Origin of the sequence: Streptomyces sp. NBC_00322 (genome assembly GCF_036147535.1) — a bacterium.
Taxonomy (GTDB): Bacteria; Actinomycetota; Actinomycetes; order Streptomycetales; family Streptomycetaceae; genus Streptomyces.
The window spans coordinates 6,947,974-6,959,731 of the sequence record NZ_CP108019.1; the positions used below are offsets into that span (position 1 = coordinate 6,947,974).

The 11,758-nt window shown below is 67.0% G+C and carries 8 protein-coding genes, 2 rRNA genes and 1 pseudogene; 9 read left to right on the forward strand and 2 right to left on the reverse strand.

What is annotated here, in order from left to right; genetic code table 11:
- Window positions 1-10 precede the first annotated feature (10 nt).
- From OG905_RS31720 to OG905_RS31735, 4 genes and pseudogenes are all read left to right on the forward strand, one after another.
- Window positions 11-3,134 (forward strand): 23S ribosomal RNA (locus OG905_RS31720).
- Between the two features lie 118 nt (window positions 3,135-3,252).
- Window positions 3,253-3,369: ribosomal RNA gene (gene rrf / locus OG905_RS31725) — 5S ribosomal RNA — on the forward strand.
- Window positions 3,370-3,521: 152 nt separating this feature from the next.
- Window positions 3,522-4,136: pseudogene (locus OG905_RS39240) on the forward strand (tetratricopeptide repeat protein); the annotation flags it as partial.
- A gap of 624 nt (window positions 4,137-4,760) precedes the next feature.
- Window positions 4,761-5,564: a hypothetical protein gene (locus OG905_RS31735; protein ID WP_443044100.1), complete on the forward strand. Its 804-nt coding sequence runs from the start codon at window positions 4,761-4,763 to the stop codon at window positions 5,562-5,564.
- 53 nt (window positions 5,565-5,617) lie between these two features.
- Here the strand turns inward: OG905_RS31735 and OG905_RS31740 are convergent, their stop codons facing one another.
- Window positions 5,618-6,898 (reverse strand): DUF1015 domain-containing protein, encoded by a 1,281-nt coding sequence (locus OG905_RS31740; RefSeq protein WP_328679489.1) that lies wholly within the window; start codon window positions 6,896-6,898, stop codon window positions 5,618-5,620.
- A gap of 72 nt (window positions 6,899-6,970) precedes the next feature.
- On the opposite strand from OG905_RS31740, the gene OG905_RS31745 reads away from it, so the two are divergent.
- The 4 genes from OG905_RS31745 to OG905_RS31760 all read left to right on the forward strand — a co-directional run bounded on the left by OG905_RS31745 (window position 6,971) and on the right by OG905_RS31760 (window position 11,015).
- A complete protein-coding gene (locus OG905_RS31745; protein WP_328679491.1) occupies window positions 6,971-7,999 on the forward strand; it encodes an HAD hydrolase-like protein in 1,029 nt (342 codons plus the stop codon).
- 132 nt (window positions 8,000-8,131) lie between these two features.
- Complete coding sequence (locus tag OG905_RS31750) at window positions 8,132-9,145, forward strand: FecCD family ABC transporter permease (RefSeq protein ID WP_328682705.1); 1,014 nt, start codon at window positions 8,132-8,134, stop codon at window positions 9,143-9,145.
- Window positions 9,142-10,179 carry a FecCD family ABC transporter permease gene (locus OG905_RS31755; protein WP_328679493.1) on the forward strand — a complete coding sequence of 346 codons (1,038 nt, stop codon included), beginning with the start codon at window positions 9,142-9,144 and terminating at the stop codon, window positions 10,177-10,179. Before OG905_RS31750 ends, OG905_RS31755 begins: the two co-directional genes overlap by 4 nt.
- Window positions 10,180-10,214: 35 nt before the next feature.
- Window positions 10,215-11,015, forward strand: coding sequence for an ABC transporter ATP-binding protein (locus tag OG905_RS31760; protein ID WP_328679495.1), 801 nt, complete (start codon window positions 10,215-10,217; stop codon window positions 11,013-11,015).
- Window positions 11,016-11,033: 18 nt separating this feature from the next.
- Here OG905_RS31760 and OG905_RS31765 read toward each other — a convergent pair whose 3' ends face one another.
- Window positions 11,034-11,381 (reverse strand): SCP2 sterol-binding domain-containing protein, encoded by a 348-nt coding sequence (locus OG905_RS31765; RefSeq protein ID WP_328679497.1) that lies wholly within the window; start codon window positions 11,379-11,381, stop codon window positions 11,034-11,036.
- Window positions 11,382-11,423: 42 nt separating this feature from the next.
- Between OG905_RS31765 and OG905_RS31770 the strand changes: the two genes are divergently transcribed.
- A complete protein-coding gene (locus OG905_RS31770; RefSeq protein ID WP_328679498.1) occupies window positions 11,424-11,756 on the forward strand; it encodes a hypothetical protein in 333 nt (110 codons plus the stop codon).
- The last annotated feature ends 2 nt before the right edge of the window (window positions 11,757-11,758 follow it).

Here is an 11,758-nt window from a genome sequence, read left to right on the forward strand (position 1 = left end):
GAGCATCTGTGGCCAAGTTTTTAAGGGCGCACGGTGGATGCCTTGGCACCAGGAACCGATGAAGGACGTGGGAGGCCACGATAGTCCCCGGGGAGCCGTCAACCAGGCTTTGATCCGGGGGTTTCCGAATGGGGAAACCCGGCAGTCGTCATGGGCTGTCACCCGCTGCTGAACACATAGGCAGTGTGGAGGGAACGAGGGGAAGTGAAACATCTCAGTACCCTCAGGAAGAGAAAACAACCGTGATTCCGGGAGTAGTGGCGAGCGAAACCGGATGAGGCCAAACCGTATGCGTGTGATACCCGGCAGGGGTTGCGCATACGGGGTTGTGGGATCTCTTTGTCATCGTCTGCCGGCGATGAGACGAGTCAGAAACCGTTGATGTAGGCGAAGGACATGCGAAAGGTCCGGCGTAGAGGGTAAGACCCCCGTAGCTGAAACATCAGCGGCTCGTTTAAGAGACACCCAAGTAGCACGGGGCCCGAGAAATCCCGTGTGAATCTGGCGGGACCACCCGTTAAGCCTAAATATTCCCTGGTGACCGATAGCGGATAGTACCGTGAGGGAATGGTGAAAAGTACCGCGGGAGCGGAGTGAAATAGTACCTGAAACCGTGTGCCTACAAGCCGTGGGAGCGTCGCGCGCAGAGTTTACTCTGTGCGTCGTGACTGCGTGCCTTTTGAAGAATGAGCCTGCGAGTTTGCGGTGTGTTGCGAGGTTAACCCGTGTGGGGAAGCCGTAGCGAAAGCGAGTCCGAACAGGGCGGTTTAGTAGCGCGCTCAAGACCCGAAGCGGAGTGATCTAGCCATGGGCAGGTTGAAGCGGAGGTAAGACTTCGTGGAGGACCGAACCCACCAGGGTTGAAAACCTGGGGGATGACCTGTGGTTAGGGGTGAAAGGCCAATCAAACTCCGTGATAGCTGGTTCTCCCCGAAATGCATTTAGGTGCAGCGTCGTGTGTTTCTTGCCGGAGGTAGAGCACTGGATAGGCGATGGGCCCTACCGGGTTACTGACCTTAGCCAAACTCCGAATGCCGGTAAGTGAGAGCGCGGCAGTGAGACTGTGGGGGATAAGCTCCATGGTCGAGAGGGAAACAGCCCAGAGCATCGACTAAGGCCCCTAAGCGTACGCTAAGTGGGAAAGGATGTGGAGTCGCAGAGACAACCAGGAGGTTGGCTTAGAAGCAGCCACCCTTGAAAGAGTGCGTAATAGCTCACTGGTCAAGTGATTCCGCGCCGACAATGTAGCGGGGCTCAAGCGTACCGCCGAAGTCGTGTCATTCGTACATATATCCCCAACGGGAGTACGGATGGGTAGGGGAGCGTCGTGTGCCGGGTGAAGCCGCCGCGTAAGCGAGTGGTGGACGGTTCACGAGTGAGAATGCAGGCATGAGTAGCGATACACACGTGAGAAACGTGTGCGCCGATTGACTAAGGGTTCCTGGGTCAAGCTGATCTGCCCAGGGTAAGTCGGGACCTAAGGCGAGGCCGACAGGCGTAGTCGATGGACAACCGGTTGATATTCCGGTACCCGCTTTGAAACGCCCAGTATCGAGCCCATTAATGCTAAGGCCGTGAAGCCGCCCCGGAGCCTTCGGGCAAAGGGGAGTGGTGGAGCCGCCGAACCGAGGTGGTAGTAGGTAAGCGATGGGGTGACGCAGGAAGGTAGTCCAGCCCGGGCGGTGGTTGTCCCGGGGTAAGGGTGTAGGCCGTGTGATAGGCAAATCCGTCACACATTAAGGCTGAGACCTGATGCCGAGCCGATTGTGGTGAAGTGGATGATCCTACGCTGTCGAGAAAAGCCTCTAGCGAGTTTCATGGCGGCCCGTACCCTAAACCGACTCAGGTGGTCAGGTAGAGAATACCGAGGCGTTCGGGTGAACTATGGTTAAGGAACTCGGCAAAATGCCCCCGTAACTTCGGGAGAAGGGGGCCATCACTGGTGATCTGTCTTGCACAGTGAGCTGGGGGTGGCCGCAGAGACCAGCGAGAAGCGACTGTTTACTAAAAACACAGGTCCGTGCGAAGCCGTAAGGCGATGTATACGGACTGACGCCTGCCCGGTGCTGGAACGTTAAGGGGACCGGTTAGTCACATTTCGGTGTGGCGAAGCTGAGAACTTAAGCGCCAGTAAACGGCGGTGGTAACTATAACCATCCTAAGGTAGCGAAATTCCTTGTCGGGTAAGTTCCGACCTGCACGAATGGCGTAACGACTTCTCGACTGTCTCAACCATAGGCCCGGTGAAATTGCACTACGAGTAAAGATGCTCGTTTCGCGCAGCAGGACGGAAAGACCCCGGGACCTTTACTACAGTTTGATATTGGTGTTCGGTTCGGCTTGTGTAGGATAGGTGGGAGACTGTGAAGCTTGGACGCCAGTTCAGGTGGAGTCGTCGTTGAAATACCACTCTGGTCGTGCTGGATGTCTAACCTGGGTCCGTGATCCGGATCAGGGACAGTGTCTGATGGGTAGTTTAACTGGGGCGGTTGCCTCCCAAAGGGTAACGGAGGCGCCCAAAGGTTCCCTCAGCCTGGTTGGCAATCAGGTGTTGAGTGTAAGTGCACAAGGGAGCTTGACTGTGAGACCGACGGGTCGAGCAGGGACGAAAGTCGGGACTAGTGATCCGGCGGTGGCTTGTGGAAGCGCCGTCGCTCAACGGATAAAAGGTACCCCGGGGATAACAGGCTGATCTTCCCCAAGAGTCCATATCGACGGGATGGTTTGGCACCTCGATGTCGGCTCGTCGCATCCTGGGGCTGGAGTCGGTCCCAAGGGTTGGGCTGTTCGCCCATTAAAGCGGTACGCGAGCTGGGTTTAGAACGTCGTGAGACAGTTCGGTCCCTATCCGCTGTGCGCGTAGGAGTCTTGAGAAGGGCTGTCCCTAGTACGAGAGGACCGGGACGGACGAACCTCTGGTGTGCCAGTTGTCCTGCCAAGGGCATGGCTGGTTGGCTACGTTCGGAAAGGATAACCGCTGAAAGCATCTAAGCGGGAAGCCTGCTTCGAGATGAGGACTCCCACCCCCTTTGAGGGGTTAAGGCTCCCAGTAGACGACTGGGTTGATAGGCCAGATGTGGAAGCCCCGCAAGGGGTGGAGCTGACTGGTACTAATAGGCCGAGGGCTTGTCCTCAGTTGCTCGCGTCCACTGTGTGGTTCCCGGGTTGCGAACAGTCGCACCGGTTGAACCAGTTTCACTAATTAATTTACTTAATTGAAAAGTGTGCTTGTTCGCTAGAGCCCGATAGGGTTTCGGTGGTCATTGCGTTAGGGAAACGCCCGGTTACATTCCGAACCCGGAAGCTAAGCCTTTCAGCGCCGATGGTACTGCAGGGGGGACCCTGTGGGAGAGTAGGACGCCGCCGAACAATCTTTCAAGGACCCGTGGTCCAGCGTTCACGCTGGACCACGGGTCCTTTTTTGTTTGCTTGCTTTTCCGAAGCGCGTCCGATGGCCGGCTGCGCGAGAATGACTGCAGTACCCGAAGACAGGAGTTACGCCGATGTCCACCAACTCTCCCGACGACCGTCCGGAGCGCGAGCCGCGTCGTAGGGACGGTGGTGACCGGGGCGGCTTCCGCGGTGGCCGTGACGACCGGGACCGTGGGCCGCGGCGTGACAACGACCGTGGTGGCTACCGCGGTCCGCGCGACGACCGTCGTGACGACCGCCCGAGTGGGCCGCGTCGTGACGACCGCCCGAGTGGGCCGCGTCGTGATGAGCGTCCGAGTGGGCCGCGTCGTGATGACCGTCGTGATGAGCGTCCGTCGTTCCGTCGTGATGATGACCGTGACCGTGGTGGCTACCGCGGTGGGCAGCGCGACGACCGTGGCGGCTCGCGCCCGAGCAGCAGTGGTGGTGGCGGCGGTTTCCGGCGTGACGACCGTTCCGGTGGCGGCGGTGGCTATGGGCGTCGTGATGACCGGCCGAGCGGGCCGCGTCGCGATGACGACCGTGGTGGGCGCCCCAGTGGCGGTGGCGGTTACGGACGTCGTGATGAGCGTCCGAGTGGGCCGCGTCGTGATGACCGGCGTGATGAGCGTCCGTCGTTCCGTCGTGATGACGACCGTGACCGTGGTGGCTACCGCGGTGGGCAGCGCGACGACCGTGGCGGCTCACGCCCCAGCAGCAGCAGCGGTGGTGGTGGCGGTTTCCGGCGTGACGACCGCTCCGGTGGTGGATACCGAGGACCGCGCGACGACCGTCGTGACGAGCGTCCGGGCGGGTTCCGCCGTGACGAGCGCCCGAGTGGGCCGCGCCGCGATGACGACCGTGGTGGGCGCCCCAGTGGCGGTGGCGGTTACGGACGCCGCGACGAGCGCCCCCGCGATGACCGTCGTGACGAGCGCCCCAGTGGCGGTGGCGGTTACGGACGTCGTGATGAGCGTCCGAGTGGGCCGCGTCGTGATGACCGGCGTGATGAGCGTCCGTCGTTCCGTCGTGATGACGACCGTGACCGTGGTGGCTACCGCGGTGGGCAGCGCGACGACCGTGGCGGCTCACGCCCCAGCAGCGGTGGCTATGGGCGTCGGGACGAGCGGCCGAGCGGGCCCCGTCGCGATGACGACCGCGGTGGACGTCCCAGCGGGCGCCCCAGCGGTGGCGGCGGCTACGGACGCCGCGACGAGCGCCCGAGCGGACCGCGTCGTGACGACCGTCGCGACGACCGCGGTGGGTACCGCGGCGGACAGCGCGACGACCGTGGTGGCTACGGACGCCGTGACGAGCGCGACCGCCCCGACCGCGAGCCGATCAAGCGGCTGCCGATTCCCGACGACGTCACGGGCGACGAGATCGACAAGGACGTACGGCAGGAGCTGCAGAGCCTGCCGAAGGGTCTTGCCGAGGACGTCGCGAGGAACCTCGTCATGGTCGCCAATCTGATCGACGAGGACCCGGAGCAGGCGTACGCCTACTCCAAGGTGGCGCTGCGGCTCGCCTCGCGTGTGGCCGCTGTGCGCGAGGCCGCCGGCTTCGCCGCGTACGCGAACCAGAAGTACGCGGAGGCGCTGGCCGAGTTCCGGGCGGCCAAGCGGATGACCGGCAGTGTCGAGCTGTGGCCCGTCATGGCGGACTGCGAGCGCGGACTCGGGCGGCCCGAGCGGGCGATGGCGATGGCCGGTGAGCCCGAGGTACAGAAGCTCGACAAGGCGGGTCAGGTCGAGATGCGGCTGGTCGCGGCCGGTGCGCGCAGGGACATGGGGCAGATCGAGGCCGCCATCGTGACCCTGCAGAGCCCGGAGCTCGCGTCCAGCTCCGTACAGCCCTGGACCGCGCGGCTGCGCTACGCCTATGCCGACGCTCTGCTGGCGGCCGGGCGCGAGGGCGAGGCGCGTGAGTGGTTCGCCAAGGCGCTCGAGGCCGACAAGGACGGGGCGACCGACGCGTCGGACCGGCTGGCCGAGCTGGACGGTGTCGAGTTCGTCGACGCCATCGACGAGGGTGACGTGGACGCCGAGCCGGAAGCCGACTCCGATGACCTCTCCGATGACGAGTCGGACGACGAGTCGGACGATGAGTCGGGCGATGAGTCGGGCGACGTCGAGGGCGACAAGTCCGAGTAGCAGGACGTAAACGAAGAAGGGCGGCACCCCAGCGGGTGCCGCCCTTTCTCGTTTCAGTCCAGCGTCAGGCTCCGCAGCACCAGCCCCGTCGCCGGCTTCGGGCCGAAGGACGTGGACTTTCGGGGCATCGTGACGCCCTCGCGGGCGAGGTCCCGTACGACGTCCTCCGGTACCGGATGCATCAACACCGCGGTCCCGCCCCGGCGTTCGGCCTGGGTGACGGCCGCCTCGGTGTCGTGGATGTACGCGATGTACTCCGGGGTGTCCGGGATCCGCCAGATGTGGTCCAGGAGCGTGGAGTGCAGGACCGTCGCATCGAGCGTGCGCCAGGCTTCGGGACGGTCGGCGCGCACCGTGCGGGACAGCAGCTCCGGGTCCGGGCGGTCGAGGAGGTGGAAGGGGCCGTCGCCCGCGAGCAGGAAGGCGTTCCCCTCCGCGGCAGCCTCCCCGAGCGCCTCCAGCGCCTGCGGGAGCGGCACGTCCAGGCGCCGGGCGCGGAAGGAGTCGCCCACGGCCGCCAGTGCTTCGGAGACCGGGAGGCGGTGCAGTACACGGTGGATGGCGCGCACCCGCAGCGGGTAGCGGGCCGTGTCGATCAGCAGGACGAGGCCGTAGTTCCAGGGGCCGGGCGTGGGGTGCTCGGCGCGCAGCCGCAGGTAGGTCGCCCAGCGGTGGTGGCCGTCGGCGATCAGGGCCTGACGTTCGGACAGGTCGGAGCGGATCTCGGCCAGATCGGCGGGGTCCGTCACCGACCACAGACGGTGGCTGAAGCCGTCCTCGGTGGTGGTCTCCAGGAGCGGGGAGCGCAGGACGGTGCGTTCGATGACGACGGTCGCGCCGGTCGGGCTGCCCATGCTGCGATACGTCAGCAGCAGTGGTTCCAGGTTGGCGGCGGTCGTACGCATCAGGGCCGCGCGGTCCGCGACGATGTCCGGCATCACGTCCTCGTGGGGGAGAACGACTCCCTCGGACGGTTCGGACAGGGCGAGCGCGCCGATGACGCCTCGCTGCAGGAGATCGCCCTGGCGCTGCTCGTACACATACAGCGCGGGCTCCGGGTCCGCGGCCAGGATGCCCTCGGTCAGCCAGCGGGCGAGGGTGTCGGCGGCCTTCTGGTTGCGGTCGCCGGTGGAGTTCGCCTGCGGGAGGATCAGCCGGACGATGTTGTGGGGGTCCGCCGACTCCAGGTGGTGCAGGCCGTCGGGCCTGACGACGACGTCGTACGGCGGCGAGGTCACGGCGGCGAGGCTGCCGACCCGCTCGGGGACATAGCGCAGCCCACGGAACGGGATCAGGTGCAGACCGTCGTTGGCCGCGGGACCTTCGGTGTTCATTTGAGCATCGTATGTGCGCTCCGGGGATGAGCGATGATCGGGGGAGTGGCCCGGAACGAGGAGCGTATGCGAATGAGTCAGCAGCACAGGACCCGGCCGAGCGGGAGTGGGACGGCGCTGAGCGAGGCGTACGACACGGCGCTGCTGGACCTGGACGGGGTGGTCTACGCGGGCGGTGAGGCGATCGCACACGCAGTGGACTCGCTGCTGACGGCGCGCGAGGGCGGGATGCACCTCGCGTATGTGACGAACAACGCGCTGCGGCCGCCCGAGGCCGTGGCCGAGCACATCACCGAGCTCGGTGTCCCGACCGTTGCGGCGGATGTCATCAACTCCGCGCAGGCGGTCGCCCGGTTGATCTCCGAGCAGGTGCCGGCCGGGTCCCGGGTGCTGGTGATCGGCGGGGAAGGGCTGCGGGTCGCCCTGCGTGAGCGGGGTCTTGTGCCGGTGGAGTCCGCCGACGACGATCCGGCCGCGGTGGTGCAGGGGTACGGCGGGCCGGATCTGACGTGGGGGCGCTTCGCGGAGGCGTGCTACGCGATCGCGCGCGGTGTGCCGTGGTTCGCGTCCAACACGGATCTGACGATTCCCAGCGCCCGGGGCATCGCGCCCGGAAACGGCGCGGCCGTGGAGGTCGTACGGATAGCGACGGGCGCGGAGCCGCAGGTGGCCGGGAAGCCGCTGCCGCCGATGCACAAGGAGACGATCCTGCGGACGGGCGCGCGCCGGCCGCTGGTCGTGGGGGACCGGCTGGACACGGACATCGAGGGCGCGTTCAACGGAGGCGTCGACTCCTTGCTCGTACTGACCGGGGTGACCGACGGTGCGCAACTGTTGGCCGCGCCGCCCGAGCACCGGCCGACCTATGTGGACGCCGATCTGCGCGGGATGCTGACCGGGCAGCCCGAAGTGGCCGAGACGGACGGTGGATTCGTGTGCGGAGGGTGGACCGCGTCCGTACGGGACGATGCGCTCGCTCTCGACGGTGAGGGTGAGCCGCTGGACGCGCTGAGGGCGCTGTGTGCGGCGGCCTGGACGCAGGCCGGGGACGGGGTGTGCACGCTGGACACGGGCAAGGCGCTGTCCCGGCTGGGGCTGTAGGACCGCTCGGCGCGCGAATCGGGGGTGCTCGCCCGGGGGTTGAGCTTGCAGCTCCGCACCTGTCGCGATGGGAGGGTAGGCTAACCTAACCTCGTGTTGGTCGACAGTCCCCCCAAACAGAGCGCGGAGCCGATATCCGCGACCGGGCCCCGCAAGCGCCATGCCCTGCGCGCCGCCGGGTTGCTCGTGTCTCTCGGCGTCCTGCTGCTGATCTGCGTCGCGAGCATCGTCGTCGGTGCCAAGTCGATTCCGCTCTCCGAGGTGTGGCACGGGCTGTTCCACAACGCGGGCGTCGGCAACGACGTGATCATCCACGATGTCCGGGTGCCGCGGACCCTGCTCGGACTGATCGTCGGCGCCGCCCTCGGGCTCTCGGGCGCGGTGATGCAGGCCCTGACGCGCAACCCGCTGGCGGAACCCGGCCTGCTGGGCGTGAACGCGGGGGCGTCGGCCGCGGTCGTCTCCGCCGTCAGCTTCCTCGGCGTCACATCGCTGACCGGATATGTCTGGTTCGCGTTCATCGGCGCTGCCGTCGTCTCCGTACTCGTGTACGTCCTCGGCGGCAGCCGCGGCGCGACTCCGGTACGACTCGCCCTCGCCGGGACCGCTGCCACCGCCGCGCTCTACGGCTACATCAACGCCGTACAACTGCTGGACTCGGCCGCGCTCGAACGGCTCCGGTTCTGGACGGTCGGCTCGCTCGCATCGGCCGACATGGAGACCATCCGTAAGATCGCGCCCTTCATCGGCATCGGCGTAGTGCTCGCGCTGCTGCTCGCACGGCCGCTCAACGCGATGGAGATGGGCGACGACACCGCCCGCGCGCTCGGCGCCCATCTGAACCGTACGCGCGCACTGGCGATGCTCACCGTCACCCTGCTGTGCGGGGCCGCGACCGCAGCCTGCGGGCCGATCGTCTTCATCGGGCTGATGATCCCGCATCTCGTGCGCTCCCTCACGGGGCCCGACATGCGGTGGATCCTGCCGTACGCCACGATCCTGTCGCCGGTTCTGCTGCTGGGCGCCGATGTCATCGGCCGGGTCGTCACCCGCCCCTCCGAGCTGCAGGTCGGCGTAGTCACCGCGCTGATCGGCGGGCCGGTCTTCATTCACCTTGTACGCCGCAAGAGGATGGCCCAGCTGTGAAAGCCGTGAAAGCCATACGGACCCCCGGCGGGCTCTCCCTGCGGGTCGATCCGCGGTCGGTTGCCGTTCTTCTGCTGCTGGCCGCGGTCACCGTGGCGGCCGGAGTCGTACTCATCGGCAGCGGCGACTTCCCCATCTCACCCGGCGAGGTCGTCGCCACGCTGCTCGGGAACGGCACCCAGGCCCAGGAGTTCATCGTCCAGGACCTGCGGCTGCCGCGCGTGCTGGTCGGGCTGCTCGTCGGCGCCTCGCTCGCCCTCAGCGGCGCGATCTTCCAGTCCATCTCCCGCAATCCGCTGGGCAGTCCGGATGTGATCGGCTTCGGGCAGGGTGCCACCGTCGGCGCGCTCGCCGTGATCGTCCTTTTCGACGGCGGATCGCTCGCGGTGGCGGGCGGCGCGGTCGTCGGCGGACTGGTGACGGGTGTCGGGGTCTACGTTCTGGCGTGGAAGCGCGGTGTGCACGGCTACCGCCTCGTCCTCGTCGGCATCGGCATCGCCGCGATGCTCACCGCGGCCAACCACTACCTGGTCACCAAGGCCAGCCTGGTCGACGCCACTCAGGCCACGCTGTGGATGACCGGCTCGCTCGACGGCCGCGACTGGGCGCAGGTCTGGCCGCTGCTCGGCGTGTTCGCCGCACTCGTCCCGGTGATCCTCGCGCACGGACGGCCGCTGCGGATGCTGGAGATGGGCGACGACGCCGCGTACGCCCTGGGAGTGCCCGTCGAGCGCACCCGCCTGGTGCTCATGGGCTCGGGCGTCCTGCTCATCGCGGTCGCGACGGCGGCCGCCGGGCCGATCGCCTTCGTGGCCCTGAGCGCCCCGCAGCTCGCCCGCCGGCTGACCCGCTCGCCGGGGCCGAACCTGGCCGCGGCCTCCGTGATGGGTGCCGCGCTGCTGCTGATCGCCGACTGGGCCGCCACCACCGCTTTCGGCGACCGCCAGCTGCCGGTCGGCGTGGTCACCGGGGTGCTGGGCGGCTGCTATCTGCTCTGGCTGCTGGTCACCGAACGCAAGGCGGGCCGCATATGAACCCCGTGAACAACGAATCCAGGAGTACGCCCCCCATGCAGCGCCTCACCGCGGAATCGGTCACCCTCGGCTACGACCAGCGCGTCATCGCCGAGAACCTCTCGGTGGAGATCCCGGACAACTCCTTCACGGTGATCGTCGGCCCCAACGCCTGCGGAAAGTCGACACTGCTGCGCGCCCTGTCCCGGATGCTCAAGCCGTCCCACGGCCGCGTCCTGCTCGACGGACACTCCATCCACTCCCTGCCCGCCAAGAAGGTCGCCAGGACGCTCGGCCTGCTGCCGCAGTCGTCGATCGCGCCGGACGGGATCACCGTCGCCGACCTGGTCGCGCGCGGCCGCTATCCGCACCAGGGGCTGCTGCGCCAGTGGTCACCGCTGGACGAGCGGATTGTCGAGGAGTCGATGGCCGCGACCGGAGTCGGCGAACTGGCAGAGCGCTATGTCGACGAATTGTCCGGCGGCCAGCGCCAGCGCGTATGGATCGCGATGGCGCTCGCCCAGCAGACGCCGCTGCTCCTGCTCGACGAGCCCACGACCTTCCTCGACATCCAGCATCAGCTGGAGGTGCTCGACCTGTGCGCCGAGCTGCACGAGACGCAGGGGCGCACACTCGTCGCCGTACTCCACGACCTCAACCAGGCCGCCCGCTACGCGACGCACCTCATCGCCCTGCGCGAGGGGACGGTCGTCGCCGAGGGCACACCCGCCGACGTGGTCACCGCCGAGCTGGTGGAACAGGTCTTCGGGGTGAAGAGCCAGGTCATCGACGATCCGGAGTCCGGAACGCCGCTGGTGGTGCCGGCGGCACGCAGGCGCGCCACCACCGCGTCGTAGCGGCTGCCCTCGTACTGGCTACAGCAGCGTCCGCAGACGCAGCAGATCGCGGAAGCCCGCCTCGAGCCTTACCCGGCCCGAGGCCCAGGCCTTCGCGAAGTTGAGCTCGCCGTTCACCATCGCCACCAGGTCGTCGCCGCTCATCGCGAGGCGGATCTGCGCCTTCTCGAGCGGCGGCCCCTGGACGGTGTCCGTCACCTCGATCCGGCCGTCGTCGAGACGGCCGGTGAAGGTGATGTCCAGGTCCTTGATGTGGCAGCTGAGGGAACGGTCGAGCGCGGCCGCGCCCCGCACATCGCCGTCCGCCTGTGCCAGGTTGTCCGAGAGTTTGTCGAGTGCGCTGCGGCACTCTTCCGTCGTCGCCATCGTGATCGACCGTACCGCAGGGCTTCGCGGTAGCGTCTGGGCATGAGCGACTCGCTGCCGGGACCGCAGATCGACGAGCAGGGGATCCACGCGGAATCCACTGCCCCTCAGGCGTACGAACCCGCCGTGCCTCAGCCGTACGAGCCCGCCGGGCCGGCGCCCCTGGGCGTCCAGCGCGTGCCCACCGGCAACGCAGGCGTGGACGCCCAGCTGGAGCGGCTGGCCGACGCCGACCACCTCCCGGCGGACGGACATCTCGAGGTGTACGAGGATGTACACCGGGGGCTGCGGGACGCGCTGACCGCGCTCGACGCACGCCCGGCGCCCGCACCCGCGGGGCCCTTGCCCTCGCCTTCGTACAACCACAGGAGCTGAAC

Bases quoted from the DNA above. Each gene is read 5' to 3' on its own strand.
- OG905_RS31760 (WP_328679495.1), top strand. From the start codon at position 10,215: ATGCAGCGCCTCACCGCGGAATCGGTCACCCTCGGCTACGACCAGCGC.
- OG905_RS31765 (WP_328679497.1), bottom strand. From the start codon at position 11,381: ATGGCGACGACGGAAGAGTGCCGCAGCGCACTCGACAAACTCTCGGAC.
- OG905_RS31770 (WP_328679498.1), top strand. From the start codon at position 11,424: ATGAGCGACTCGCTGCCGGGACCGCAGATCGACGAGCAGGGGATCCAC.
- OG905_RS31740 (WP_328679489.1), bottom strand. From the start codon at position 6,898: ATGAACACCGAAGGTCCCGCGGCCAACGACGGTCTGCACCTGATCCCG.
- OG905_RS31745 (WP_328679491.1), top strand. From the start codon at position 6,971: ATGAGTCAGCAGCACAGGACCCGGCCGAGCGGGAGTGGGACGGCGCTG.